The 26,856-nt window shown below is 64.7% G+C and carries 26 protein-coding genes; 10 read left to right on the plus strand and 16 right to left on the minus strand.

The window, feature by feature from the left end:
* Nucleotides 1-376: 376 nt before the first annotated feature.
* The 3 genes from RMO25_RS07275 to RMO25_RS07285 form a co-directional block, all read right to left on the minus strand.
* On the minus strand, nucleotides 377-1,252 hold the full coding sequence (locus tag RMO25_RS07275) for a 50S ribosomal protein L11 methyltransferase (protein ID WP_309661936.1): 876 nt from the start codon (nucleotides 1,250-1,252) through the stop codon (nucleotides 377-379).
* Nucleotides 1,253-1,396: 144 nt separating this feature from the next.
* On the minus strand, nucleotides 1,397-2,101 hold the full coding sequence (locus RMO25_RS07280; RefSeq protein WP_309661937.1) for an SDR family oxidoreductase: 705 nt from the start codon (nucleotides 2,099-2,101) through the stop codon (nucleotides 1,397-1,399).
* A gap of 130 nt (nucleotides 2,102-2,231) precedes the next feature.
* Entirely contained in the window at nucleotides 2,232-3,521 is a 1,290-nt protein-coding gene (locus RMO25_RS07285; RefSeq protein WP_309661938.1) for a methyl-accepting chemotaxis protein, read from the minus strand.
* A 187-nt stretch (nucleotides 3,522-3,708) separates the two neighbouring features.
* Between RMO25_RS07285 and sdhC the strand changes: the two genes are divergently transcribed.
* The 6 genes from sdhC (at nucleotide 3,709) to RMO25_RS07315 (ending at nucleotide 8,722) form a co-directional block, all read left to right on the plus strand.
* Nucleotides 3,709-4,104, plus strand: coding sequence for a succinate dehydrogenase, cytochrome b556 subunit (gene sdhC, locus RMO25_RS07290; protein WP_309661939.1), 396 nt, complete (start codon nucleotides 3,709-3,711; stop codon nucleotides 4,102-4,104).
* Entirely contained in the window at nucleotides 4,101-4,496 is a 396-nt protein-coding gene (sdhD, locus tag RMO25_RS07295; RefSeq protein ID WP_309661940.1) for a succinate dehydrogenase, hydrophobic membrane anchor protein, read from the plus strand. Before sdhC ends, sdhD begins: the two co-directional genes overlap by 4 nt.
* Nucleotides 4,493-6,292 (plus strand): succinate dehydrogenase flavoprotein subunit, encoded by a 1,800-nt coding sequence (sdhA, locus tag RMO25_RS07300; RefSeq protein WP_309661941.1) that lies wholly within the window; start codon nucleotides 4,493-4,495, stop codon nucleotides 6,290-6,292. Before sdhD ends, sdhA begins: the two co-directional genes overlap by 4 nt.
* A 99-nt stretch (nucleotides 6,293-6,391) precedes the next feature.
* Entirely contained in the window at nucleotides 6,392-7,351 is a 960-nt protein-coding gene (locus RMO25_RS07305) for an MBL fold metallo-hydrolase (RefSeq protein WP_309661942.1), read from the plus strand.
* Between the two features lie 201 nt (nucleotides 7,352-7,552).
* Nucleotides 7,553-7,804: an inner membrane CreD family protein gene (locus tag RMO25_RS07310; RefSeq protein WP_309661943.1), complete on the plus strand. Its 252-nt coding sequence runs from the start codon at nucleotides 7,553-7,555 to the stop codon at nucleotides 7,802-7,804.
* A 57-nt stretch (nucleotides 7,805-7,861) separates the two neighbouring features.
* Complete coding sequence (locus tag RMO25_RS07315) at nucleotides 7,862-8,722, plus strand: LOG family protein (protein ID WP_309661944.1); 861 nt, start codon at nucleotides 7,862-7,864, stop codon at nucleotides 8,720-8,722.
* Between the two features lie 3 nt (nucleotides 8,723-8,725).
* Here RMO25_RS07315 and RMO25_RS07320 read toward each other — a convergent pair whose 3' ends face one another.
* Nucleotides 8,726-9,367 (minus strand): cytochrome c family protein, encoded by a 642-nt coding sequence (locus tag RMO25_RS07320; protein WP_309661945.1) that lies wholly within the window; start codon nucleotides 9,365-9,367, stop codon nucleotides 8,726-8,728.
* Nucleotides 9,368-9,417: 50 nt separating this feature from the next.
* On the minus strand, nucleotides 9,418-10,347 hold the full coding sequence (locus RMO25_RS07325; protein WP_309661946.1) for an A/G-specific adenine glycosylase: 930 nt from the start codon (nucleotides 10,345-10,347) through the stop codon (nucleotides 9,418-9,420).
* A 150-nt stretch (nucleotides 10,348-10,497) separates the two neighbouring features.
* Here RMO25_RS07325 and RMO25_RS07330 point away from each other — a divergent pair, with 150 nt between their 5' ends.
* Genes RMO25_RS07330 through smc form a run of 3 tightly spaced genes read left to right on the plus strand, consistent with a single transcriptional unit; the run spans nucleotide 10,498 to nucleotide 15,237 of the window.
* A complete protein-coding gene (locus RMO25_RS07330) occupies nucleotides 10,498-11,055 on the plus strand; it encodes a DciA family protein (RefSeq protein WP_309661947.1) in 558 nt (185 codons plus the stop codon).
* 4 nt (nucleotides 11,056-11,059) lie between these two features.
* The gene (locus tag RMO25_RS07335; protein WP_309661948.1) at nucleotides 11,060-11,809 is read left to right on the plus strand and encodes a thioredoxin domain-containing protein; all 750 of its coding nucleotides are present in this window, start codon (nucleotides 11,060-11,062) and stop codon (nucleotides 11,807-11,809) included.
* A gap of 20 nt (nucleotides 11,810-11,829) precedes the next feature.
* On the plus strand, nucleotides 11,830-15,237 hold the full coding sequence (smc, locus tag RMO25_RS07340; protein ID WP_309661949.1) for a chromosome segregation protein SMC: 3,408 nt from the start codon (nucleotides 11,830-11,832) through the stop codon (nucleotides 15,235-15,237).
* Between the two features lie 9 nt (nucleotides 15,238-15,246).
* On the opposite strand, the gene RMO25_RS07345 is transcribed toward smc, so the two are convergent.
* The 3 genes from RMO25_RS07345 to RMO25_RS07355 form a co-directional block, all read right to left on the minus strand.
* The gene (locus tag RMO25_RS07345) at nucleotides 15,247-16,125 is read right to left on the minus strand and encodes a DUF6662 family protein (protein ID WP_309661950.1); all 879 of its coding nucleotides are present in this window, start codon (nucleotides 16,123-16,125) and stop codon (nucleotides 15,247-15,249) included.
* A 102-nt stretch (nucleotides 16,126-16,227) separates the two neighbouring features.
* Entirely contained in the window at nucleotides 16,228-17,739 is a 1,512-nt protein-coding gene (locus tag RMO25_RS07350) for a peptide MFS transporter (protein WP_309661951.1), read from the minus strand.
* A 28-nt stretch (nucleotides 17,740-17,767) separates the two neighbouring features.
* Entirely contained in the window at nucleotides 17,768-19,165 is a 1,398-nt protein-coding gene (locus tag RMO25_RS07355; RefSeq protein WP_309661952.1) for a peptide MFS transporter, read from the minus strand.
* Between the two features lie 191 nt (nucleotides 19,166-19,356).
* Here RMO25_RS07355 and RMO25_RS07360 point away from each other — a divergent pair, with 191 nt between their 5' ends.
* The gene (locus RMO25_RS07360) at nucleotides 19,357-21,117 is read left to right on the plus strand and encodes a DUF885 domain-containing protein (RefSeq protein ID WP_309661953.1); all 1,761 of its coding nucleotides are present in this window, start codon (nucleotides 19,357-19,359) and stop codon (nucleotides 21,115-21,117) included.
* Nucleotides 21,118-21,122: 5 nt separating this feature from the next.
* Here the strand turns inward: RMO25_RS07360 and RMO25_RS07365 are convergent, their stop codons facing one another.
* The 8 genes from RMO25_RS07365 to rsfS are packed head-to-tail and all read right to left on the minus strand — an operon-like array spanning nucleotide 21,123 to nucleotide 26,843.
* Nucleotides 21,123-21,530, minus strand: coding sequence for a hypothetical protein (locus tag RMO25_RS07365; RefSeq protein WP_309661954.1), 408 nt, complete (start codon nucleotides 21,528-21,530; stop codon nucleotides 21,123-21,125).
* Between the two features lie 54 nt (nucleotides 21,531-21,584).
* Nucleotides 21,585-22,121, minus strand: coding sequence for a demethoxyubiquinone hydroxylase family protein (locus RMO25_RS07370; protein ID WP_309661955.1), 537 nt, complete (start codon nucleotides 22,119-22,121; stop codon nucleotides 21,585-21,587).
* Nucleotides 22,118-22,642, minus strand: a complete 525-nt coding sequence (locus tag RMO25_RS07375; protein WP_309661956.1) for a disulfide bond formation protein B — start codon at nucleotides 22,640-22,642, stop codon at nucleotides 22,118-22,120. Before RMO25_RS07375 ends, RMO25_RS07370 begins: the two co-directional genes overlap by 4 nt.
* A gap of 15 nt (nucleotides 22,643-22,657) precedes the next feature.
* Nucleotides 22,658-24,004, minus strand: coding sequence for a S41 family peptidase (locus tag RMO25_RS07380; RefSeq protein ID WP_309661957.1), 1,347 nt, complete (start codon nucleotides 24,002-24,004; stop codon nucleotides 22,658-22,660).
* Between the two features lie 31 nt (nucleotides 24,005-24,035).
* Nucleotides 24,036-25,217, minus strand: coding sequence for a peptidoglycan DD-metalloendopeptidase family protein (locus RMO25_RS07385; RefSeq protein WP_309661958.1), 1,182 nt, complete (start codon nucleotides 25,215-25,217; stop codon nucleotides 24,036-24,038).
* Nucleotides 25,214-25,633: a 23S rRNA (pseudouridine(1915)-N(3))-methyltransferase RlmH gene (locus tag RMO25_RS07390; protein WP_309661959.1), complete on the minus strand. Its 420-nt coding sequence runs from the start codon at nucleotides 25,631-25,633 to the stop codon at nucleotides 25,214-25,216. Before RMO25_RS07390 ends, RMO25_RS07385 begins: the two co-directional genes overlap by 4 nt.
* Nucleotides 25,634-26,476: a serine hydrolase gene (locus RMO25_RS07395; protein WP_309661960.1), complete on the minus strand. Its 843-nt coding sequence runs from the start codon at nucleotides 26,474-26,476 to the stop codon at nucleotides 25,634-25,636.
* Between the two features lie 4 nt (nucleotides 26,477-26,480).
* The gene (gene rsfS, locus RMO25_RS07400; RefSeq protein ID WP_309661971.1) at nucleotides 26,481-26,843 is read right to left on the minus strand and encodes a ribosome silencing factor; all 363 of its coding nucleotides are present in this window, start codon (nucleotides 26,841-26,843) and stop codon (nucleotides 26,481-26,483) included.
* Nucleotides 26,844-26,856 lie beyond the last annotated feature (13 nt).

The following is a 26,856-nucleotide window of genomic DNA, read 5'->3' on the forward strand; positions in this document are numbered from 1 at the left end:
ATCTCAGTATCTGAAATCCCCAATCCATTTGCCTGTGCCATCTGAACAAGCAGGACAATCGTTCCCACGTCGTTCGGCGAAGGTCGACTGGGCCACCTTAATCGGACTGCCTGTGAGCCACGGTCCCTCGGCCACCGCCTCTCCACGACCCATTTGTGCGGTACAGCATCCGCCGACAAGAGAAACGCATCCAGTGATTTACGTGGGCCGCTGATTGTTAAACCCGTCGTTGGGTCGTCAGACGCTGTCGGCTCCGTCATACATCCTGACAGGAGAAGAAATACTGCTCCGAGTGTCGCCCGTACGCTCATGGACTACTTCTGCCGCGTAGCTCTAATGTCCGCAATGGGTCGAAAGCGGACTTTCCGATTGAGGGTCAGTTCGCACTTTCCAGCGTCAGCACGGGCCATTCCCCATTGCCGCGTTCGCTGACGGTCATCCCCTCCGCCTGATAAGCCGTGATTACCGCGTCCGCCTGAGTGTCGAGTAGGCCCGCCAGCACCACGTTCGCACCTTGCGTAGCGCTGGCTGCGAAAGCCGGCGCAAGCTCTATCAGTGGCCCCGCCAAAATGTTGGCGATGATCAGGTCGAAGGGGGCTCGGGTGGCGAGCATCGGGTGATCCATGCCGTCGGCGACCGCGAGCAGGAGTTCGCCCGGGGCGTGGCCGATGGCGACGTGGTTGATGCGGGCGTTGTCCAGCGTCACGTCGATGCTGATCGGGTCGATGTCGGTGGCGATGCAGCGCGCATTGGGCCACAGCGCCATGGCGGCGAAGGCCAGCAGGCCGGTGCCGGTGCCGATGTCGGCGATATTGGTGAAGCGCCGCCCGTCACGCTCGAGCCGGTCGAGCGCTTCCAAACAGCCCGCCGTGGTCGCGTGCTGGCCGGTGCCGAAGGCGAGGCTGGCGTCGATCTCGAAATTGATCGCGGCCCCATCGGGTGCGTGGGTCGGGGTGTGAACGAAGAAGCGGCCGGCGCGGATCGGTTGCAGGCCAGACTGGCTCATCGTCACCCAATCGTCCTCGCCCAACTGCTCGATGGTGGCGGGGCCGCTGCCGAGACGGGCGAGAGCCGCGAGGTCGTCCGCCGTCGGTTCATGGTCGAAATAAGCGTGGAGCAGCCAGGCGTCGGGTTGCGCCGGATCGGGCTCGTCGGCGACCAGGACGGGTGGGACGGCACCGAAGTGGTCATCCGCGTCGGGCAGCCCCTCGGCCTGTGCTCGCGTGCAGGGCAAAGTCGCCCGCCAGCTCACTGTCAGTTCCTCCCTGCCACATGGCGGCGGGGAGGGGAACCAGCGCAGCTGGTGGAGGGGTAAATGGCGCCGCGCCTCATACCCCTCCACCATTCCCTCTGCGGTGAATGGTCCCCCTCCCCATGCTTCGCATAGGGAGGAATTTCAGCGAACATAGCTGGCGCCGTTGACGTCGATCACGGTGCCGGTGGCGGCCGCGGGGGCGTCGACGCTGAGCCAGCGGATGGCCTCGGCGACTTCGTCGGTGGTGGCGACGCGGCCGAGGGGAATTTCGGCGATGACCTGCGCCCCGCCGCGACCTTTCAAATATTCCTCGGTCATCTCGGACACGGTGAAGCCGGGGCAGACGGCGAAGGCGAGGATCTGCTCGGCGGCATAGCCGCGGGCGATGGTCTTGGTGATGCCGATCATGGCGGATTTGGACGCGGCATAATGCCAATGCTGGGGCGAATCGCCGCGATAGGCAGCGCGGCTGGCGACGTTGACGATTCGCCCGCCACCATCGCGTCCGCGAAAATGCCCGATAGCGAGGCGGCTCAAATCGGCTGGAGCTTGCAGGTTGATGGTTAGCGTTCGCGCCCATGACGCGTGCCATTCGGAGTCGGCCGCGTCGTCGGCGACGGCTTCATAGATGCCGGCATTGTTGACCAGCACGTCGATACGGCCGTCCAATCGCTCGAGCGCGGCATTCCACAAGGCGCGGGGTGCCTCGGGATCGGCAAGGTCGGCGGCGATCAATTCGTCGCTGCCACGCGTGGAATGGCCGATGACCTGATGGCCGGTCGATTTGAGCAGTGCGAAAGCGGCGGCGCCAATGCCGCGGCTGGCGCCGGTGACGAGAATGTTCATGGGGTGCCGTTAGCGCATCCTCCCCGGAACGGGGAGGGGGACCACGAAGTGGTGAGAGGTCGTGTCGTGGGGCTCCGAACCCCCTCCGTCAGGCCTTCGGCCTGCCACCTCCCCGAAAACGGGGAGGAGACTAGGCGGCGATGCCGCTGACGAACTCCTTGGTGGTCGACTTGAAGTCGGCGATTTGCTCACTGAAGCGGCCGAAGCCGGCCTCGACCTGGTCGATGTCCTTGGCGACATTTTCGGTGTCAGAACGGATCGCGGCGATGGTCGAGCTCATCGAATCCGCCGCCAGCGCGGTTTCATCGACGGCGGCGGTAATCATGGTCACGGTCTGGGCCTGCAATTCCATCGCTTCGCGAATGCGGTCGGCGGAGACCTGGACTTCCTCGACGGTGCCCTGGATCGAACTGTTGGCCTCGACCGTCTGGCGGGTCGCCTGCTGGATGGCGGTGATCTTGTTGGTAATGTCGTCGGTCGCCCGCGCGGTCTGGCTGGCGAGGCTCTTCACTTCCTGGGCAACGACCGCGAAGCCGCGGCCGGCGTCGCCGGCGCGGGCTGCCTCGATGGTCGCGTTCAAGGCCAACAGGTTGGTCTGGCCGGCGATGTCGCGGATCAGGCTCAAAATCGATTCGATCGCTTCGACGTGGGACGACAGCGCTTGGCTAACCTTGACCGCTTGTTCGGCCTGACCGCCAGCGCGGACGGCAACGCCCGCCGCGGTTTCGACTTCGGTTCGAGCGTCTTCGATGGCGCGAATCAGGCCGGCGGCGGTCTGGGCGGCTTCGCGCATGGCAACGGCGGATTGTTCAGCGGCGGCGGCGACTTCGCTGGTCTTGCCGAGCATGCCACGAGCCGAAGCGGCGGTTGCCCGAGTGCGCTCGGTCAGCGCCTTGGATTGCTCGGTGCTGCTGCGCACCAAGTCGGCAACGCGGCGCTCGAACTGCTCGCTCTGGCGGCCGCGCTGATCGGCGGCGTCATTGGCTTCGAGGAGCGCGATCTGGGCCAGCATGATGTCTTCGGAAAAGCTCAGCACGCGATAAAAAGCGTCGATCGCGTCGATCCGGTCGTCGGCGCGGCCGGCAAAGCATTCGTCGAAATTGCGGATCACTTCCTTGGCCATACGGGCGCGGGCGGCGATGAATTCGGGCACGCTGCGCTTATTGGAGAACATCCGGACGCCTTGCTCGGCGAAGCCGCGGACCCATTCCTCGTTGACGGCCTTGGTGAATTGATCGGCGCCAAGGCTGCCGACATCGTCGCCGAAATGGCTGAGCGATGCCGCCGCGATGACCTGCCCGGCATCATTCCACAAGCGGCGGAGCGACGCTTCGAAGTGGCCGTCCTCGCCATATGAGGAAAGCCGCGACGCGACCTGCTGTTCGGTCAGGCGCTGCAGATGTCCAATGTCGCCGCTCATTCGTAGGTCTCCGTCTTGAATCGCGCTGCAAATCTTGATGCGAGCGCTGTTTGCTCCGGCAATGGTTAAGACCGGGTTAGGGGACGGCCTGAATCTTGCCTCGGAACGGTCAGCGCCCTAAGCGGACGACACTCGGCGCCGCCCAGGGCGGTGCCGGTCAAGCTTAACCCGAGAAAGGCCCCGCCGCATGGCCAGCCAACATCCCCGGCCCCTGTCCCCGCACCTCGGCGTCTGGCGCTGGGGGCCGCACATGCTGGTTTCAATCCTGCACCGGATGACCGGCGCGGCCTTGACCTTCGCCGGACTTGCCATCCTGGTGTGGTGGCTGATGGCGATTGCGGGCGGCGCCGACGCTTATGCGAGCTTCGCAAAGGCCGCGGCGAACCCGATCGGATTGATTGTCCTGGTCGGCCTGACCTGGGCCTTTTTCCAGCATCTCCTGTCGGGTATCCGTCACCTGGTCATGGATAGCGGCGCCGGTTTCGCGCTTGAAACCAACAAGCGCTTCGCCGTGCTGACCCTGGCTGGGTCGCTGTTCCTGACGTTATTCGTCTGGATCCCCAATTTGGGAGTAATTCGATGAGCCTGGGTCAAAGCGCGACTCCATTGGGCAAGGTCGCTGGTCTGGGATCCGCGCATGAGGGCGGTGGGCATTGGCTGACCGAGCGCGTCACCAGCGCGGCCCTGTTGCTGCTCGGTGCGTGGCTAATGGCATCCTTATTGTTCTTGCCGTCGCACGATCAGGCGACGCTGTCCGAGTGGCTCGCCGCCCCCAGCGGCGCGGTGCCGATGGCACTGCTCGTCATTGTCGCGTTCAAGCATGGACTCGATGGGATGAAGGTAGTGGTCGACGATTATGTCCATGACGAAGGCAACCGCTTTGCCCTCAACACTTTGCTGCTGTTCATGGCGATCGGCGGCGCGTCGCTGGCCCTGTTCGCCTTGGGCCGGATTGCCTTCGGAGGCGTGGCTTGAGCACCTACAAGATCATCGACCATGACTATGACGTGGTCGTCGTCGGCGCCGGCGGCTCCGGGCTCCGGGCGACCATGGGCGCGGCCGAAAAGGGACTGAAGACCGCCTGCATCACCAAGGTCTTCCCGACCCGCAGCCACACCGTCGCCGCGCAAGGCGGGATCGCCGCCAGCCTTGGCAATATGGGGCCGGATCACTGGACCTGGCACATGTACGATACGGTCAAGGGCTCCGACTGGCTCGGCGACCAGGACGCAATTGAGTACCTGTGCCGCGAAGCGCCGGCCGCGGTCTATGAGCTCGAACATATGGGGCTGCCGTTCAGTCGAACCGCCGACGGGCGCATCTATCAGCGGGCATTCGGCGGCATGACTCAGGATATGGGCGAGGGCCCACCGGCGCAGCGCACCTGCGCCGCCGCCGACCGTACCGGCCACGCGATGCTCCACACGCTCTATCAGCAAAGCCTCAAGTATGACGCCACCTTTTACATCGAATATTTCGCGCTCGACTTGATCATGGTCGACGGGGTGTGCCGGGGCGTCGTTGCTTTGTGCCTCGACGATGGCTCGGTGCACCGGTTCAGCGCGCAGGCGGTGGTGCTTGCGACTGGCGGTTACGGGCGCATCTTTTATACGTCGACCTCAGCCCATACCTGCACCGGCGACGGCAATGCGATGGTGCTGCGGGCCGGCCTGCCGCTGCAGGACATGGAGTTTGTCCAGTTCCACCCGACCGGGATCTACGGCGTCGGCGTCCTGATCACCGAGGGCGCGCGGGGCGAAGGCGGTTATTTGACCAATTCCGAGGGCGAGCGCTTCATGGAGCGCTACGCGCCGCACGCCAAGGATTTGGCCAGCCGCGACGTCGTGTCACGGTCGATGGCGATGGAAATCCGCGAAGGTCGCGGGGTCGGCGAGCACAAGGACCATATCTGGCTCCATCTCGACCATATCGACCCCAAGATCCTCGCCGAGCGGCTGCCCGGAATTACCGAAACCGCCAAGACTTTCACCGGCGTCGATCTGACCCGACAGCCAATCCCGGTCGCGCCCACGGTCCATTATTCGATGGGTGGCATCCCGACCAATTATCACGGCGAAGTTGTCACCTTGAAGGACGGCGATCCCGAGTCCGTCGTGCCGGGGCTGTTCGCGGTCGGCGAGGCGGCGTGCGTCAGCGTCCATGGCGCCAATCGGCTGGGGTCCAACAGCCTGATCGACCTGGTCGTGTTCGGCCGCGCCGCCGGCCTGCGGCTGGCCGAAGTGATCAAGCCCAATGCACTGAAACACGCCCTTCCCAAGGACGCCGGCGACCTCGCGCTTGCCCGGCTCGACCGATTTCGCCAAGCCGACGGCAAGAGCCCGACCGCCGCCGTCCGCGAGGCGATGCAGCGGACCATGCAGTCCGACTGCGCGGTGTTCCGCACTGGCAAGACGCTGGCCGAGGGCATCGCCAACATCGACGGAGTGTTCAAACGGATGGCCGACGTCAGCGTCACCGACCGCAGCCTTATTTGGAACAGCGACCTCATCGAGACGCTCGAGCTCGACAACCTCCTCGCCCAGGCGGTGGTGACGATGCATTGCGCCGCCAACCGCACCGAGAGCCGCGGCGCCCATATGCGTGAGGATCATCCCGATCGTGACGACAAAAGATGGATGAAGCACAGCGTCGCCTGGCTCGACGGCTGGGGTGGCGCCGGCGGGGGCGTCAAAATTGACTACCGCCCGGTGCACGAGTTCACGCTGACCGACGAAATCGACTACATCAAACCCAAGGCGCGGGTTTATTAAGCGACCGTTCGTCGCCGCCACGTGACCGGTTGCCGAGTTCCATTTCACCGCAGTGACGCCGCCGCTACCCTGCCCGCTACAGGATCAGGGGAGACCGACATGCGTTGTCACTTTGTTGCGCTGGGCTTGCTGCTTGCCGGCTGTGGCGTTTCGGGCTTTGCCAAGGCGCCCGCTTATCATTTCATTCCAGGCCAGATTCCGGCGGATAAGGGGCCGGACGGCAACACCATCATCCTCGATGCGCCGAAGGGGCTGATTGTGGTCGACACTGGCCGCCACCCCGAGCATTCAGCGGCGATCCTCGCTTTTGCCGAGGCGCGTGGGCGACCGATTGCGGCGATCATCAATAGCCACTGGCACCTCGACCACACGACTGGCAATTATGACATCCGCCAGGTTTATCCGCACGCCGACGTCTATGCGACCAATGCGATCGACGGTGCACTCGCGACCTTCCTTGCCGATGGGCGCAAAGGTGCCGAGTCCAGGCTTACCGATCCCAAGACTCCGGCAGCGCGATTACCGGAGATCAGACGGTTTCTGGCCCGTATGGATCAGCCCGACAGCATCCGCCCGTCCCGGCCCGTGCTCAAATCGGCCAAAATGAAAATCGCCGGAAGGACGCTCGACGTCCGCGTGGCGCCGTTCGCGGCAACCGAGGCCGACCTGTGGTTCTACGACCCCAAGATCAAGCTTGCCGTCGTCGGCGACCTTGTTGTTGGCATCGTACCGTTCATGGACACGGCTTGCGCCGACGGCTGGGCGAAAGCGCTCGATGCGATCGCCAAGGTTCCGTTCACGACGCTTATCCCCGGCCACGGCGACCCGATGACCAAAGCCGATTTCCTGCAATGGCGGACAGCGTATAACAACCTGCTCGCTTGCGCCCGGTCGGCAGCGGACAAGAAGCAGTGCATCGCCGGCTGGGATCGTGACGCGGCGAAGTTCATCGACACCGGCCACAAGGCCTATGTCGACGAGGCGGCCGATTATTACATCGACAGCCGGCTGCGCGCGTCGCCGGCAGAGCAGCGGCATTATTGTAAGCCGCTGAAATAGAAAACTTGACGACGAACCGTGCATTTTCGTTACATCTTTGCGTCATAGACCACGACTTCGTAGATCGAACCCTTGCGCCGCTCGGGCTTGTTCGCGGTGGTGAAATCGACCGTCTCGGGCGAAAGACTCAATTCCTGGACCACATCGCGGCTGCGAGTGACGCTTTAGCCGTTTTCCACCACGGTCTCGGTTGCGGTCGGGATGACCAGCAGCGGGCCGGACACTGGTCTCAACACCGCTTATTCTGCCGCAGTGCTCAAGAGCTGGCGTCGGGCAGGGTTGATCGGCGGGTTGCTGATCGCCCTCTATGCAGTGCTCTATATCCTCTTGAACCTCGAAGCTTATTCGCTGCTGATCGGCTCCTTGCTACTCTTCGCGGCGCTGACCGGGGTGACGTACGACACCTGGCGCATCGACTGGAGCGGCATTCGGGGCGAGGCCGCGGCCAGCTGAGCGATCGGTGCCTGACAGATATTGGGTAATGCGTTCGGCTCGGCTAGACGCCTCGTCATGACTGACAGTGTTCCGCCGAAGCGGATTTTCCCCACATCCAAGGTCGACGCGCAGTCTGCCAAACATGTGCCGTCGAGCCCGCAAACCGAAAGCGCCGCTTACAAGCTGGCTTTCCAGGACACCGATTTCCTGCTGCGCGAGGATTTGCGCCCGGTGCGCTTCCAGCTCGAACTGTTGAAGCCCGAACTGTTCCTCGAAGAAGCCAAAATCGGGTCGACGATTGTCTTCTACGGTTCGGCGCGGATTCCGGAACCGGCCGCGGCCGATGCCCTAATCGCCGCCGCGACCAACGACTCGCAACGCGCGGTGGCCGAGCGGCTCAAGGCCAAATCGCGTTATTACACGGTCGCTTATGACCTGGCGCGGCTCGCTAGCCAGTGTGACGTGGACGAAGACGGCTGGCGCCATTTCGTCGTTTGCTCGGGTGGTGGTCCGGCGATCATGGAAGCCGCCAACCGCGGCGCGTCCGACGCAGGGCGCGACAGCATCGGCCTCAACATTGTCCTGCCCCACGAGCAATTGCCCAACCGCTACGTGACTCCGGAACTGTCCTTCCAGTTTCATTATTTTGCGTTGCGGAAAATGCATTTCCTACTTCACGCCCGGGCCGTTGCGGTATTCCCCGGCGGTTTCGGCACCTTTGATGAGATGTTCGAACTGCTGACGCTGATCCAGACCGGCAAGGTGCGGCCGCTGCCGATCCTGCTGTTCGGCCGCGAATTCTGGAACACGGTGGTCAATTTCCAGGCGCTGGTCGACGAAGGGGTGATTTCGCCCGGCGATCTCGACCTTATCCACTGGTGCGAAGAGGCGGAAGAAGCCTGGGATTTCGTCCGGCGTTACTACGAAAAGGACTAAGCGTCAGGGCTTCTTGGAGTCTGTCGGCGCCGCTGGCTGCCCAAGGGTAACCGGCGGTTTTGCATCCTTGCTGGCGCCCGCGGCGGCGGCACCGACAGGAGCTGCTGGGGCCGCAGCGGCGGGAGCTGCGGGCAATGGCTGCGGCGAATCGCCGTGAGCGTTTAGGAAAGCAATGACGTTGGCGCGGTCTTCGGATTTGCTCAGACCGGCGAAAGTCATCTTGGTGCCGGGGGCGAATTTCTTGGGGCTGGTCAGCCACTCGCTCAGATTGGCGAAGTTCCAGGCGCCGCCCTTGCCAGAAAGTGCGTCGGAGAAAGCGAAGCCATTGGCACCCTTGCCGATCTCCTCACCGAGGACGCCCCACAAATTGGGGCCAAGCTGATTGGCACCTCCCTTGTCCGCATTGTGGCAAGCAGCGCATTTCTTGAACACCTGCTCGCCCGCGGCAGCGTCGGCGACGGAGAAATCGATCGGCTTTTCGGCCGCTGCGCCGCCTTCGCCTTCGACCACGACACCCTCGATCGGAAAGCCCATTTTCTCGGGCCGCTCGTCATTGAAATACAGGCCGCTGACGATCGATGAGCCAAGCGCGACAATGCCCGCAAAAAGCACCCAGCCGGAAATGGTCGAGAAACGGTCGTTCATTCAGATCTCCGCTCGGCCGAGCCGACGAATGTCTTGGAGTGGCTTGCCCTTTAGGCAGGAGTTGGGGCTTCTTCAAGCAGGCGGGTTGGCAGGCTCGCAATGGCCGTGGAGCGCTCCCCGGCCCGAGCAAGGACTTGCTCCGCGGCTCGGCGGTAGAGCGTCGGTAGGCCGGCCTGGTCGAGCTGCTCGACCGGGTGCCACCAGCCATCACCCGCCATTTCCACCGCCGCCACCACCGCCAGATCAAGGGCGAAATGGGTGAAGACGTGGCGGACTTGGGTGAGCGGCTGCCTAGTCAGCTGCTGCGGCCGGCCGGTCCAGGCGGTGCCCGGCAGCGCCGCCATCCCGCCGAGCAACCCGTTTGCCGGCCGTCGCACCAGCCACACTGCGCCGTCGCGTTCGATCCAATAAGCGATGCCGTGGCGCTGCGGTCGAACCCGCTTGGCCTTCGGCTCCGGATAGGTTTCGGGCATTCCGCTGGCGAAGGCCGCGCAGTCACCGCGCCATGGGCAGGCCGGGCAGTCCGGCGCCCTCGTTCGGCAGATCGTCGCGCCCAGATCCATCATCGCCTGGGCGAAGTTGCCCGCCTGCCCAGGCGGAACAATGGCTTCGACGAGCGCACGGATGGCGTTCGCGCTGGGCTGTTTCAGGCCGTAAAGCCGCGCCATCACGCGAGTAACGTTGGTGTCGATGGGGGCTGCGTCGTGGCCGAAGGCGATCGCGGCGATAGCGGCGGCGGTATAGTCGCCGATCCCGGGCAATGTTCGCAGCTCGCGCTCGGTGGTCGGAAAGCCGCCTTTGGCCGCAACTTGCCTGGCGCAGGCGATGAGATTGCGGGCCCGGGCGTAATAGCCGAGCCCTGCCCACTCGGCGAGAATGGCCTCGTCGCTCGCTTCGGCCAATGCGTCGATAGTCGGCCAGCGGGCAACGAATTGCTCGAACCGTGGAGTCACCGCGGCAACCGTTGTCTGCTGAAGCATGACCTCGCTCAGCCAGACCAAATAAGGATCGGTGGGCGCTTGTCCCGGGAGCGCGCGCCATGGCAACCGCCGCGCGTGTTGCAGATAATATGCAATCAGGCGATTTGCGGCATTGGCGGGCACGCTCCGGCTATGGCATGGTCGTCGGCGATGTCGAAGCCCCACCGACCGACCAGCTCAAATGATGCGCCGCGCGGCGGCCGCGCCCGCTCGGCCGGGGACATTCTCGGCAAGATCGGCGATACGGCGTTCAAGCGCTTCGGGTTCGTCCAGGGCGCGGTGGTCAGCCGCTGGGGCGAGATCGTTGGCGAGCGCTATGCCAAGGTCTCGTCGCCGGAATCGATCCGCTTTCCGGCGGGCCGCAAATCGGGCGGGGTGCTGACCTTGCTGGTCGAAGGCGCCCATGCGCCGTTGATGCAACATTTGACCCCACTGATCATCGATCGGGTCAATCGTTTTTTCGGCTATGAGGCGGTCAATCGCCTGGTGTTCCGCCAGGGCCGCCCGCCGGCATCGCCGCCGCCGCTTAATCGGCCCGCGCTGCGGGCCGTGCCCAAGGAACTTGGCGAAGGCTTGCGGCAAATTGTTGACCCCGAGCTTCGGGCATGTCTTGAAGCGCTCGCCGCGCGACTGGAATCGAGCAATGGGCCGCCGTTGGTCGACAAACCCGAAGATACCCCCGTCCCCGTCATCATCCGGAGTGAATGAGCTCATGAAGTCCACCTATCTCCTGGTCGCCGCCGCGGCCATATTCGCCACCGCTGCATGCAATGCGGTCAAGACCAGTGACTCGAGCGGTTCCAACGCGACCGAAGCCAAGCCCGTCCCGGCGCCCAAGGGTGGCGACTGGACTCAAACGGTCACCGCGACGGCTGCCGGCGGGTTCCAAATGGGCAATCCCAACGCCTCCGTGAAGCTGATCGAATTCGGCTCGATGACTTGCCCGCACTGCCGCGAGTTCGATGAAAAAGGCGCCGGGCCGCTGATCAACACTTTCGTGAAGACCGGCCGGGTTGCCTATGAATTCCGTAATTATGTGCGCGATCCCTATGACCTTGCCGGAGCACTGATTACGCGCTGCAATGGACCCAAGGGCTTCTTCCCGCTGACTCGGGCGATGTACAAAGATCAAAACAATTGGATCGCCAAGCTGCAGGCGGTGCCGCCGGCCCAACAGCAGGCGCTGGGCAATTTGCCGCCGAACCAGCAATTCGTCGAAATCGCCAAGCTCGCCGGGTTCCAGCAATGGGCGGCGATGCGCGGGGTTCCGTCGGCCAAGGCCAATGCCTGCCTGGCCAACGAAGCCGAGGTTAACCGGCTAGTCCAGATGAACAGCGATGCCACGACCCAGTTCCCGGATTTCCAGGGCACGCCGACTTTCATCATCAACGGCAAAATGCTCGACAAGACGGCAACCTGGGAAGCGCTTGAGCCGCAGCTGCGCAAGGCCGTCGGCGGCTAGCGCCCGGAGGGGGGACCAAGTTGCGTATCCGGCGGCTGAAGCTCAGCGGATTCAAAAGCTTCGTCGAGCCGTCTGAGCTGCGTGTCGAGCCGGGCCTGACCGGGATCGTCGGGCCCAACGGCTGCGGTAAATCGAACCTGTTGGAAGCCATTCGCTGGGCAATGGGCGAAGGCAGCCCGAAATCCCTGCGTGGCGGCGGCATGGACGACGTCATCTTCGCCGGTACCGAGACCCGGCCGCCGCGCGATTTCGCCGAAGTTTCGATCCTGGTCGAACGCGAGAATGACGGTGGCGCCGAAGAAAGCGAAGTCACCCGGCGGATAGAGCGCGGCGCCGGCTCGGCATACCGGATCGACGGCCGCGATGTGCGCGCCAAGGACGTCGCATTACTTTTTGCTGATGCCGCAACGGGCGCGCACTCGCCGGCGTTGGTCAGCCAGGGTCGGATCGGCTCGGTCATCGCGGCCAAGCCGACTGAGCGCCGCCAAATGCTTGAGGAAGCCGCCGGCATCTCGGGCCTGCATTCTCGTCGCAAGGACGCCGAACAGAAACTTCGCGCGACCGAAGCCAATCTCGCGCGGCTGGGCGAACTCCTCGCCGAGCAGGAAGCACGGGCCGGGGCATTGCGCCGCCAAGCCCGGGCGGCCGAACGCTATCGCCAGCTGAGCGACAAGATCCGCAGCGTTGAGGCGCGGCTGGTCCACACCCGCTGGGCCGAGGCCGACCGCGCAGCCGAGAGCGCCAATCGCGAAGCGAACGCCGCGGGCGAACAGGTTACGGTGCTGCAAACCGTCGTGGCCGACGCCTTGGCCAGGCAAAGCGAAGCAAACGCGCAGCTGGCCGAGCGCCGCGCCGCGCTTGGCGCCGCCCGCGACGCGGCGCTCAATCTCGCCCACCAGCTGGCTTCGGCGAGGGCGCGTCGGGACACGGTCATGCGCCGGCTCGAGGAGCTCGAGCGGCTGGATATTTCGCTCGCCGCCGACATTGCGCGCGAGGAAGCGCTGCAGGGCGACGCGGCGCGGGCCATTGCCCAGCTCGACGAAGAGCGTGGGGTCATCGAGCGGCGGCTGGTCGATGCCGAGGCGATCGCGGGGCGTATCGCGGCCGAACTGGGCAAAGTCGAGACCGGGTCGCGCAATGCCGAAGCGGGGCTGGCCGAACTGCTCGCCCGCCAGGCGGCGATGCGCGCTGAGCGCCGGGTCGGTGAGGCGGCGCTTGAGGCGGCGCAAGCGCAGGTCGCGCGCACGGGGCAAGAGCGGCAGCGGCTGGCGGCCCAGCTCGAGGAGCTCGGCGATGGGAGCTCGCATCGGGCCGCGGGTGACGATGCGGGGCGCAAGGCCAAAGCCGCGGCCAAAGCTTTGGAAGAAGCGGACGCGAGCCGCGCCGAGGCTGAGCGAGGACGCGCCGAAGCGGCTGACCGGCGCGATGCCGCCGAAAGCGTCCTCGCCGCCGCTCGGGCCACACTGTCCGCGGCCAAGTCCGAACATAGCGCGCTGGCCCGTGCGCTCGACCGTGGCGGCGGCGCGGCAATCGTCAGCCTGTCCGCCGATCCCGGCTATGAGCGCGCGCTGGCCGCCGCGCTGGGCGAGGATGCCGATGCGGTGGTCGGCGGCGATGGGCCGCGCCGCTGGCAGGGAAGCAAGGCATCGGCCGGCGACCCGGCCTTAGCGGACGATCTAACCCCCTTGTTTGACCATGTCCGGGCGCCGCCCGAGCTTGAGCGAAGGCTCCGCCAGGTAGGCGTCAGCGATTCGGACGAGGGTCAGGAGCTTGCGGTTGGCCAGCGGCTGGTGACCCGCGATGGCCAGCTGCGCCGCTGGGATGGGTTTGTCTCGACTGGTGGCGGTGCAGCGGCGGCCGAGCGGCTGATCCGCTCGAACCGACTGGTTGAACTGGCGCGTGAGCTGCCGGTCCTCGAAAAGGCGCTTGCCCAAGCCGAGCAGGAACGCGATGCCGCGATCCAGCAGGTCGAGCAATTTCGCGCTGCCGGAGAAGCAGCCCGCGTGGCCGCGACACGGGCCGAACAAGAGGCGCGGGAGGCGACGCGCGCCAGCGATAGCGCCGCCGCCGCAATCGAGCGGCTGGCGGCGCAGCGCACCGCGCTTGCCGAGCGGCTGGGCGATCTATCCCCGGTTATTGCTGCCGCGGCTGAGGCCGTGACGGCGGCGGAAACGGCGCTTGCGACGCTGCCTGATCCGGCGGTGCTCGAACATGAGCTGCAGGCCGCACGCGACATTGCGGGGGTGGCCGCTGCGGCCGTCGCCGACAAGCGCGCCGAGGCGGCGACGCGGGCGCGGGAAACCGCCACCGATCGCGAGCGCCATGGCGCTGCCGCCCGCGAGCAGGGCGAATGGCGCAAGCGTCAAAGCGACGCCGAAGCGCGGCTGCTCCAGGCGGTCGAGCGGAGCAAGAGCCAGGCAGCCGAGCGCGCCGAATTGCACGGCGATCCCGACCGGCTGAGCAGCGAGATCGATCAGCTCGAGCTGGCGATCGCCGACAACCAGACTAGTGTCGCCAAGGCCACCGCAGCCGAGCAGAATGCCGAACGCCAATTGGCCGAGGCGGTCGGCGAGGTCGGGCAGGGGAATGAGGCCTTAACCGCCGCGCGCGAGACCCGGGCGGCGGAAGCGGCGCGGGCCGAGGCGCAGCAAGCGCGTAGCGCGGAATATGCGCGGATCTGCGTCGAGCGCTTCGAATGCGTGCCCCAGCGGCTGCCCGAAAAGCTCGGCTTCGACCCCGACGAAGTGCGCGATCCCGACGCCGAATCGGCGCAGCTTGAGCGCTTGACCGCCGACCGTGAGCGGCTGGGGCCGGTTAACCTCGTCGCCGAGCAGGAGCTGGCCGAGATCGACGAAGCGCGGACTTCGGGCGCGGCGGAAGTCGAGGAACTGACCCAGGCGATCCACCGCCTGCGCGGCTCGATCGGCAGCCTCAACCGCGAAGGCCGGGTGCGGTTGCTCGCCGCCTACGAGAAGGTTGACGCCCATTTCCGCAGCCTGTTCCGGACCCTGTTCGACGGCGGCCAGGCACACCTTGAGCTAGTCGAGAGCGACGATCCGCTGGAGGCCGGGCTGGAGATTATGGCCCAGCCGCCGGGCAAGCGCCTGTCAACGCTGACCTTGCTGTCCGGCGGCGAGCAGGCGCTGACCGCGATCGCTTTGATCTTCGCTCTGTTCCTGACCAACCCGGCGCCGATCTGCGTGCTCGACGAGGTCGACGCGCCGCTGGACGACGCCAATGTCGAGCGCTTCTGCGACTTGCTTGAGCGGATGACGCAGGAGACCGATACGCGCTATCTTATCGTCACCCACAATGCAGTGACGATGAGCCGCATGCACCGGCTGTACGGCGTGACGATGATCGAAAAGGGCATCAGCCGCTTGGTCTCGGTTGACCTGAGCGCGGCGACTCTGCTCGCCGCGGAATAGCCGTTTGTCCTAGAATTCGTAGCCGACCTTGAGGCGGAATTCGCGCTTCTCATTGTCGTCGAGCTGGAGGGCGGAGCCGCCGCGGTTGGGGGACCCGAACAGCTGCGGCAGATAGGTCGCGGTGACGCCGAGTTTCCCGGCGGAATAATGGACCGTCGGACCGGCGAATACCGCATAATTCTCGCGGCGCAGACCGCTGGTCCAGTCGGGATATTGGCTACGGTAACGGCCTTCGAGACCCAGCGACCAGTGCTCCGCGACACGATAGGCAAGGCCGGTCGTTGCCTCGAACGCGAGCTCCTTTTTCCATGTCTTGTCGCCCGCGCCCGGTGCGATCACTTCGTCCTCGCGTTCCCACTCGGGCTCCAGCGTCAGATTGGTCGCCCAGACCAGCCGGCCGTCGAGGAAATTCTTCTGCATGATCGCCTTGAGCTCGAGCTCATATTCGGTGACGTTTTCACCGGCGATCTTGTGCACCCGCGTCCAGCCCGGTTCGACGTAGAAGGCGAGGCCGATGCCGTGCTTTGACGGGTCGAGCGCCTTGATCTTGAAGGCCGCTTGCAGGCCCTGGAAGGCGAAGTCACGATCGACATCGGCGAATTCAGGCGCGAGCCCGCGGATGTGGTGGCTGGCGAATTTCGCATAGAGGGACACCTGGATATTGTCGGTGATTCCGCGCTCGACTTCGAATTTATAGTCCTGGGCATCATAATGTCCCTGCGACTTGCCGCGCCGGTCAGTTGCCCAAAACGTCAGTTCGGTCTCCCCGGCCTCGAGCGTCTCCGCGCCGTAAACATAGCCGAAATCGACCCCCTCGGCCCGAGCCGGATTGGCCCAGAGAGCAGCAATTCCCGCCGCGGCGAGCGCGGCGGAGCGACGATTCATCATGGGAAATCCTTATCAATGCGAATTACAGCCTCGCTAATGCGAGTTATTCGCAATTGCAATAAGGCAATATTCAGACGTTGGCTAAAGCACTCTTGAGCGGCGCTAGGCCGCCGCCGGCTCGGCGGCGTGGGCGGCGTTCATGCGGTCGTTGACCAGCACCTTGAACAGCACGAACGCGACCAGCCCGACGCCGGCGCTGGCGACATGGATCAGCCAGAAGGTCGTCGTCGGCAGGCTCGAATAAAGCCCGCCGACATAGCCGACCATCTTGTTCGCCGAGAAGAAGGCCAGGTAATAAAGCCCGATGACCGTCGCGTTGATCGCCCGCGGCGCGATCTTCGAGAATAGAGCGAGGCTAACCGGCAGGATGCACGAGAAGCCGATGCTGTTGAGCAAATGAAACATCAGCGGCCAGAACAGGCCGATCTTGCCGTCGCCCTGAGTCAACGCGGCGATGTACAGGCACAGGCCGCCGGCGATGGTGAAGAAGCTGCCGATGATCATCTTGCCCATTTCGTCGGGCTCCTTGTGATCCTTGCCGTACCATTTGAAGAAAGCCGCGACCGCGACCAGCATCGTGAAGCTCAGGGCCGCATCGATGGTGATCATCCAGCTGGTCGGCAAAGTGGTGCCGAAAAAGGTTAGCTGGAAATGCTGGTCTGCCCAGACCAGATAGGCGTTGAAGATTTCCTGGTTGGTCAGCAGCGCCACCGCCATCGCCGGGATCAGCAGGACCAAAGCCAGCACCCGGGTTTTTTCCTCTTTGGCGAGGCGATGGGTAAGGACAAAATACAGCGGCACCAGCGCGACCAGCGCAATCAGGATGCCGACCGCGAACACCACCCCGATCACGACCAGCGTCGCGACCGCTGCCAGCGCCGATGCGCCGAGCGTCTTGCCGGCTCGAATGGACTTGTCTTCACCCTCCTCGACCGGGAGGTGAGGGCGGGCCTTGAGGAACAATAAGACCCCGAGCACCATGACGATACCGGCGGTACCAAAGCCGTAATGCCAGCCGACTTTTTCGCCCAGCGTACCGCTGATCAACGGCGCGATGATCACGCTGACATTGATGGCGATGTAGAAGATCTGGAACGCCATCGCGCGCCTGAGGTCGTTCTCCTTGTACAGCGCGCCGACCTGGCTGGCGATATTCCCTTTGAACAAGCCGACGCCGATGATCAGCGCCAGCAGCGCGAACAGGAACGCGCCTTCGATCGCCATCAGGAAATGGCCGATCGACATGATCACGCCGCCAGCGAACAACGCCACCCGGCGCCCCGAAAATCGGTCGGCGATGATGCCGCCGAGGATTGGCATCAGGTAAACCAGCGAGGTGTAGTCGCCGAAAATCGCCGACGACAGCGGCTGTACGTCGAGGCCCTGATAGTGCCATGACCGCAGCCAATCGAGGCCGATGACGCCCTCGATATGACCGGGCAACAGCAGATATTTGACCATGTACAGGGTCAGCAGCGTCTGCATCGAATAGTATGAAAAGCGCTCGCAGCCCTCAATGAAAGCAAGGTAGCCGAGGCCCCTAGGGTGGCCGACGAAGGCGCGGTCATCGCGGTCGAAATGTTCGAAATCGGGTTCGACGTCGGCTACACTCATTGTATCGTCCTTGTCTCTGCGCTTGGCTTTAAGCCTTCGCGTCCGGGTGCGGTTCCAAAGCTCGCGCAATGGAGCGGTTGAGGGTGAGGACGATCAGCGCCCCGGCAAAGCCGATCGCGGCGTCGAGCGTCCAGAACGCGGCGGGGCTCATTGTATCGTAAAAACTGCCGACCCAGCCCATCAGCACGCTGCCGACGAACAACGACAAAAATGCCCCACCCATCATTGTCGAATTGACCTTCGGTGGCGCGGCTTCGGAGATCAAAGCGAGCAGCACCGGCCAGTAATAAATGAAGGCAAAGCCCATCCCGAAGTAGCAAAGCAGCGCCCAGATCACCGAGACCTTGCCGGCAGCGTCGGGCAACAGGCAACCCACCACCAGCAGCAGAGCCGACGCCCCAACCATTGCCGACCCGATGCCGATCTTGGCGATTGCCCGCGGCTCTAGCCCGCGTTGCGCCTGCCAGCGCCACAACGCGACCAGAGGTGGCACGGCGACAATGCTGCCGAACGCGTCGACCGAGTTGAACCACGATGCCGGTACGGCGCCGAACGGCGTTGCCAGGCTGACGTGGCCGTCGATCCAGACGATGCCGATATTCCAGATCATCGGGTAAGCGACGTTGGGCAGGACGGTTAGTGCGATGACTCCGATCAGCAGCCACGTCCGGCGCCGTTCGATAGCGGTCAGCGGCGGCAGCGTCGGCGAGTTTGCGCGACGTACCCGGCCATCGGGCAGGTGACGCTGGCCAGAAAGATAGATGATCAGAGCGACGATCATCAGCGCCGCGGCGAGGCCAAAGCCGGCGTGCCAGCCGTAGACCGCCGCCACGCCGCCACAAGCGAGCGGCCCGGCCACCGCGCCGATGTTGATCGCCGCCGAGAAGATCGTGAAGCCCTGCGTGCGTCGCGATTCCGCGTCGAGCGGATAGAGCTGGCCAACCTGAGCTGAGATATTCCCCTTGAGGCAGCCCGAGCCGACGATCAGCAGCGCCAAGGCGATCAGGAAGCTCTGGTCGAATGACATGGCAATGTGCCCGGCGCTCATCAGCAGCGCGCCGAGGACGACGGTCGCCCGAGTGCCCAGCCAGCGGTCGGCAATCATGCCGCCGAACAGCGGCGTGAAATAAACCAGACCACTGTACCAGCCGTACACCAGCGAGGCGAAGGCCTGGTTCGACATCGGCCCGCGAACTTCCATCGCATGGCGCAAGCCGCCGAGGCCAAGCACATGCTCGGCGTGGCCCGGGAGCAGTAACTGCTGGCCCATGTAAAGCGCCAGGAGCGCGGTCATGCCGTAATAGGAAAAGCGCTCCCACATTTCGGTGAAGCCGAGATAAGCGAGGCCGCGCGGATGACCGAGAAATGCGTGCTCGTCGTCGACAGCGGCGGGAAGCGCATCGAGAGTGGCTTCGGCCGACGTCACGCTGGCACTCTCCCCAAACCTCCGGCAACTGGCTAACAGCTGCAACGGGCAGCACAAGCGCAATTGCCAAGTTTGTCGGCGAAGCTCACATAATCGTCGACGGAAATGACAGGACACAGGCGTCAGGTTTTGCTTGTCGCAGCTAAGCGATGGGGTCGCTAATGTCGCCTGCCTGACAAGGGGAAACATTCATGCATTATCGATCGTTCGCGCTGACCGCCGCCATTTCGCTGGCCCTCGCATCGCCGGCGCTGGCCGGCCCGACCGAAGACTTCCATTCGCTGATGGACGCCGTGTGGGCGGCGTATCTGAAGGACAATCCGGTGTCCGCGAGCCAGGCTGGCGTGACCACCTACGATCGTCAGCTGGGCGTCCTGACCCTGGCCGAATTCGATCGCCAGGCGGCCGAGGCACAGGCGTTCTTGGACCAGCTCGCCCGCATCGACGTCGCCACCCTGTTGCCGGAAGACCAGGCCAATTACCGCATCTTGAAGCGAGCGCTGGCCGACGTGGTCGAGGGCAACCGGTTCGGTGAGCGGGCGATGCTTTACTCGACGCTGGGCAGCTTTCACCAAAACTATGCCGGGCTCGGCGAAGGCCTGCCGTTCCGGACCTTTGCCGATTACGACAATTATCTCGCGCGGCTTGACCAGGTGCCGGCGCAGATGGCCAATGGCGTGGCGATCAGCCGCCAGGCCGCGGCGCAGGGCTTTGTCCAGCCGTGCGTCACGCTGACCAGTTTTCCCCAGACGATCACCGGCGTGATCGCGGCCGACGCGACGAAATCCCGCTTCTATGAACCGTTCGCTGCGCCGCGCCCCGGATCGATTGCCGAGAATGATTGGGCGGCGCTGCAGGGCCGCGCCCGGGCGGTGATCACGGGCAAGATCAACCCCGCCTATCAATCCTGGGCCGAGACCTATCGCAGCGAAATCGCCGGCAAGTGCCGCCAGTCGGTCGGCGTTTCCGCACTGCCGAAGGGCAAGGAATATTACGCCTTCCTGGTCCGCCAGCAGACCACCACCGATATGACGCCCGAGCAGATTCACGCGCTCGGCCTCAAGGAAGTCGCGCGAATTCGCGCCGAGATGGTCGATGTCGCGCGCCAGGCGGGCTTCGCCAGCCGCGAGGCCATGATCGCCGAGATGCGGTCCAACCCGAAATATTTCGCGCACTCTCCGACCGAACTGATGGGCGCGGCGGCGCTGACCGCCAAGACCATCGACGGCAAGATGCCAAGCCTGTTCACCCGGCTCCCGCGCCTGCCTTACGGCGTGCGCGCCATCCCGGCCGAGACAGCCGAAGGGACCACCACCGCTTATTACCAGCCGGGCAGCCCTGATGCAGGCATTGCCGGGACCTATTACGTCAATACGTCGAAGCTTGATCAGCGCCCGTTGTGGGAGCTGCCTGCGCTGACCGCGCATGAGGCGGTGCCCGGGCACCACATGCAGATCGCCACCCAGCAGGAGCTGAGCCTGCCCCCGTTGCGCAAATATGCGACCTTCTTCACCGCCTTCGTCGAGGGCTGGGGCCTCTATTCCGAACGGCTCGGGATCGAGCTTGGCATTTACGATACGCCCGAAAAGACCATGGGCCGCTTGAGCTACGAAATGTGGCGGGCGTGCCGGCTGGTGGTCGACACCGGCCTCCATGCCAAGGGCTGGTCGAAAGAACAGGCGGTCGCCTTCATGAAAGACAATACGGCGCTGACCGACGCCAATATCGACGCCGAGGTCAATCGCTACATTTCCAATCCCGGGCAAGCCCTGGCGTACAAGATCGGCGAGCTCAAAATTCGCGAGCTGCGCGCGCGGGCGGAGAAGGCGCTCGGCGGCAAGTTCGACCTGCGCCGTTTCCACGACGCGGTGCTGGGCCAGGGGGCGGTGCCGCTGGACGCGCTCGACGCGCAGATCAACGCGTGGATCGCCGCGGAGAAAGTCCGAACTTAAACTGCCTACTGTTCGGGAGCGGTGCTCTGAGCAGTATTGTCTCGGGCGTCGGCGCGGGCCTGCTTGATCACCTGCGTCATGCAGCCGGTGAATCCGGCCGGTCCGACTGGCGAACAACTGTTGATTCCGGTCGCGCCAACGGTTTCCAGGGCGCGGGCGCGATTGGCCCAGGCCTGGCGGCTCTGGCGCGACCCGGAGCTGCGGAGCTTTTCCGGGATCCGGTAACGCTCGCCTTCAGGCTTGCGCGCGCAGACCACGATGGCGTCGTCGGTCGACCGTGGGCACGGATCGTTGCCATAGACGATAATCTCGCTGACGCTGTCGCTATTTTGGGCCAGCGCGGGTGCGGGCAGCGTGGCGATGCCACCCGTCAGGACAGCGGCCGCAGCGAGCGGGAAGAGCAATTTCGTCATGTCCAACGACATCCTTTCAAGCGTTTAAAGCGGGCGAGAGCCCGCACAAGTTCCTCAGATTCGTTTCGAAAGGCCGATCGCCACCCGGCATGCGGCACGGATCGTCGCGGTCAACACGGGATAGCCGAATGCCTGGGCAGCGCCAGCCGTGCGGGCGGCATCGCGATGCTCGAGCTCCTCGGCGCGGAATTCCGTGATATCGGCGGCGAATTCGGGGTCGTCGTCACCAAGTTCGTCGAGCTGGTGGCCGTAATGGCGATCAATCTCGGTCTCGACCGCGTCGGTGCAAGCCATCGCCGCTTGCTCGGACAACAGGGCCGTGGCCGCGCCGAGCGCGAATCCGGCGATATTCCACACCGGCTGCAACACGGTCGGCCGCACGCGCCGCTCGGCCATCAGCGCGTTGAAGCGAGCCAAGTGGCGCTGTTCCTGCCCGTCCATGCGGGCAATCAGCTTGGATGCCGATGAATTGCGGCGGAGCACGGCCAGCTGGCCGGCGTAAATCCGCGTTGCGCCATATTCGCCGGCCTGGTTGACCCGCAGCATCGACGCGCGGTCGAAACGCCGGTCACCGGGACGCCAGCCGCTCATGCGCCGCGCCGATGGAGCGTCAGCCAGGCAATCGTCGCGGCGCCTCCAAGGGACAGGATTGCGTTCCAGCCGGCCATCGAAACGCCAATAAACGCAAATTGCACCTGATCGCAGCGCACCAAAGGTGTCTTCATGATCGCCTTCAGAAGGTCCACCGCTGACGCGGCCTTGGCGGTCGAAGCGCAGGTGGTGATGCCTTCAAAAATGCCCAGTTCGACGCCGGTGTGATAGACTCCGATCGCGCCAGAGATCGCGATGGCGACGGCGGCCAGCAAGGTCAAAGAGCGCGTCCGTTGGGAATCCGTCGGGGCGGTAAAGGCCAGGGCGGCAAGCAGGATTGCGGCACCGTGCGGCCAGCGCTGCCAATAGCACATTTCGCACGGGTACAGTCCGCCGAGATATTGCGATCCCAGCGCACCGCCGAGCAGCGCCACGGGGAGCAGCAGCGCAATCCAGCGGCCGATCACCGGTCCGGTCATGGCAGTGGGCGCCGGCTGGCGGGCAAGTGCGGCATCGCTCATCAAGCCGCTTTCGGCTTAGCGCGACTTCGGCCGGCTATCGACCGAGGCCATTGCGGCACCGCCCGGAGCAAGCCGTCGCAGCGTCTTCACCGCATAATCGAGTTGGAAATCCTTGACGCCCTTCTTTTCGAGCTGCTCGGCGCTTGCCGAGAAGCGCGGGTCGACCGCATCATCATGCTCAAGCAATTTGTCGTCGGCCTTGGCTTCGCTCAGCAAATGGCGGCGAAGATCCGCTTCGCGCACTCGCGGACGATCCTTGTAATCGGCGTCGGATAACTGCGGGACGGCGATGTCGGGATCGATGCCGCCGGCCTGAACCGAACGGCCTGACGGCGTATAATAGCGGGCAGTGGTTAGCCTCAGGGCGCTTTGCGGGCCGGTCTGGACGACCGTCTGCACCGAGCCCTTGCCGAAGCTGCGCTCGCCCATGACGATGGCGCGGCGTTGGTCCTGCAGCGCTCCGGCGACAATTTCGGCCGCGGAAGCGGTGCCGGCATCGACCAGGACGACGACCGGAAGGCCGTGCGCCAGGTCGCCTGGCTTGGCGTAGTAGCGCTCAATGTCGTCCTTCTCACGACCGCGTTGCGAGACGATTTCGCCATGGTCGAGGAACGCGTCGCTGACGTCGATCGCCTGGTCGAGCAAGCCGCCCGGGTTCGAGCGCAAGTCGACGACATAGCCCAGCGGATGGCCGCCGGTTGCCTTGTCGATCGCCACCAGTGCCGCCTTGGTAGCATCGCCGGTGTTGGCGGCGAAGGTATTGATGTTGATATAGCCGACGCCGTCCTTAATCTCCCATTTGACCGGGCGGAGCTCGATGCGCTCGCGGACCATGCTGACGTCGAACTGCTTGTCGCGGCCCGGGCGGACGATGGTCAGCTTGATTGCGGTGCCGGGCGCGCCGCGCATCTTGTCAACCGCTTCGTCGAGGCTGAGACCGTAAAGCAGCTCGCCATTGATGTGGGTGATGTAGTCGCCGGCCTTGATGCCCGCGCGCCACGCCGGCGTGTCCTCGGTCGGGGTGATCACCTTGACCGCGCCGTCTTCGGTCGAAACGGTCAGGCCGAGCCCGCCGTAATTGCCGTCGGTGGTCGTCTTGAGCGTCAGGAAATCCGATGCTTCGGCATAGCTTGAATGCGGGTCGAGCGCGGCAAGCATGCCGTCGATCGCACCCTTGATCAAAGTATGATCGTCGACCGGGTCGACATAATTGGCCTTGACCCGCTCATAGACGCTCATGAACGTCTCCAGCTCGCGATAATTGGCGACATCCGCGGCTGCGAGCGAACTGGTGGTCACCGGGATCAGCGCGAGCGCGCCGACCAGGGCCAGAGGCGGAAGCAGTTTTCGGGTCAGGGTCATGGTTGATACGTCCTGTGGGGGCAGTTCCAGATTAGCCGCCTTTTGCGTCTTTTGACAGTGGTGCAGATGAACCTGCGATTAGGGCCGGCGAGGCATGTTGCCCATTATGGGACAGTTCCACGCCTAACGGTCCCAGTGCGCGGCCGAGCCGATCGCCCGCCGCGACCCTCGCCCCGGGCCGCAACGGAGAAGCGAGGTTGATAATCAGGCTCATCCAACCGCCGCCATGGTCAATGATGACTATGCCGTCATAATCGCGAAACGGGCCGGCAAAGCGGATGATTCCAGTGGCCGGACTGACGACCGTGGCGCCGCGTTCGGTGCCCAGGGTCAGGCCGCGCGCCTTGACGCCGCTCGCATTGACCTCCCCCAGCCCGCCAATGACGCGAGCGTCGGCCGGAAGCCGATAATCGAGCGGCGGCCGCGGGACCGGCCCTTGCGGTGCCGTCGGCCGCGGCGGAGCGGGGCCGAGCGCGACAAGTTCAGCGGCGATTTGCACGGCCGAGCGGTGGCGCTGCGCTTCGCCGGACAATTTTTCGATATCCTCGCCCCGGGCGAGCGCGACGTCGCCGACACCGACCGCCGCGCTGCCGCTCAGCGCCGCCGACTGCAGGGCACGCGCTTCCAGTTGCGCGAATTCGCGCCGCCGCGCCGCCAGCTCGTCGCGGCTGCGGGCGGCGGCCTGGCGGGACGCCAGAGCGGCGCGTTCCAGACGTTGTCCTTCGGCCAGCTCCGCCGTCAGTGCCGCGGTGCGCTTGCGGATCACCGGCAGGCTGGCATCGAGGAGAAGACGCACCCGAACGAACTCCTCCATGCTCGAATCGCTGGCCAGCGCGAGCAATGGCGGGCGGCGCGCCATCATCGCCAATCCGGCCAGCAGCGATGATACCGGCCGCTGCTGTTCCGCAAGATGCTGGCGGCGAGTGGCCAGTTGAGCAGCGATAATTCGCCGTTCGGCGTCGGCGGCGCTGATCCGCGACTCAGCCGCGGAAATCGCCTCGGCCGCCACGGCCTGCCGCGCCTGCAATTGCGCCGCCTCGCCACGAGCGCGACCTGCCGCCTGTTCAAGCTGTCTAACGCGAACGTCGGCGGTCCGCGCTTCGGCGCGCGCCGCGCTCAGCGCCTGGTCAACGGTTTCGGACTCTGGTTGCACCGGCGCGCTGGCCGCCAGCAGTAGAGGCGCGGCAAGCAGCAAGGGCGCTAAGCGGTTCATCCGTCGCGATGATAGGGATGGTTCGCAAGGATGGAAGTCGCCCGGAACAATTGCTCGGCGAGCATCGCCCGGACCAGCAGGTGCGGCCAGGTGGCCGGCCCGAAGGAGAGCAGCAGGTCGGCGTTGGTGCGCTCGGCTTCGGTGTGGCCGTCGGCGCCGCCGATCAGGAACCGTACCTCGCGCTTGCCGGCGTCGCGCCAGCCTTCGAGCTTGCGCGCCAAGTCGGTTGAGGACAGCGCCGGGCCGCGTTCATCGAGGACAATCGAAATGCAGTTGGCGGGCAGTGGCTGAAGCGGGGTGCGTTCGCCAAGCTCGGTGACCTTGGACGGCCAGGCAATGCGTTTCAAATAGCGCTCGACAAGCTCGGCTTCCGGCGACCCACCGATCTTGCCGCGGGCAACGATGTGCAAAAGCATCTAGCGCGAAAAGGTCCCGGTCGTGAAAGGCCGGGCAATCGCGCTCGCAAAACCGTCGTAAATCGCGCGAGCGGCCTCGGCGATAGTCCGCGGCCGGTTCGTTCCACCGCGGGCGAACACCGCAACCACGATCCGGTGGCCGTCGGGCATGGTGATGAAGCCGACATCGTCGGTCAGGCCGTCCAGCGTTCCCGTCTTATGCTCGACCGGCGTGCCGGTCGGCAGCAGCGCCCGAATGCGGTTCTTGCCGGTCTCGCATCGGCTCATCAGGCCCAACAGATAGTTGCGGCTTTCGGGTTTGATCAGATCCGCCTTGTAAATCCGCCGCAACAGCTCGACCATCGCTTGCGGCGTGCTGGAATCGCGGCGGTCCCACAAATCGCGTGGGTCGCTCAACAGCTGGGCAATGGTGCGATCAACTCGGACGCCGGTCACGCCATTCTGTTGCAACCAGTCATGGACCGACCGCGGCCCGCCGATGTTCTTTAACAGAATATCGGTCGCCTGATTGTCGCTGTGGATCAGCATCCGTTCCATCAGTCCGCGCGCCGATTGGCCGCTTATGGTATCGTCAAGCGAGCGCCGTCCATGATCGACCTGCGAGAGGTAGAGCGCCGCAACCGCTACCTTGACCGTGCTGGCCATCGGGAAGGGTTCATTGCCACGAATGCTGACGCTGGTGCCGTTGTTGAGATCGAGCGCGGCGATGCCGACGTCCCCCGAAGACCCGGCCACCAGAAAGGATAGCTGCCGCTCGAGGTTCCACAGGCTCGGTGAAGACTCTGCCGCCGCCGGCTGGGCGGCAAAGGCCAGAAGCGACAGGAAGACTGCAGTTAATCGCATGTTCTCACCCGCGTTGAGCCGTGGCACCCAGATTGGGTTCGTCACCGAACGCCCACATACGTTCTAAATTGTAAAAACTTCTCACTTCGGGGCGAAATAAATGCACGATGACGTCGTCGGCGTCGATCAGCACCCAGTCCGCCGCGGGCAGCCCTTCCAATCGCGGCGAGCGGCCGACGCGGTCCTTGATCCTTTGGGCGAGCTTGGTGGCCATCGACGCAACCTGACGCGTCGACCGGCCCGAGGCAATCACCATATGGTCAGCGATGCTCGATTTGCCGGCCAACGGGATCGAGATGACCTCGACTGCCTGGTCGTCGTCGAGCGACTGGAGGACCAGGCGATGCAAATCCTCGACGTCGATCAAAGGGCGGCCGTTG

The organism is Sphingomonas sp., from assembly GCF_031361285.1.
GTDB lineage: Bacteria > Pseudomonadota > Alphaproteobacteria > Sphingomonadales > Sphingomonadaceae > Sphingomicrobium.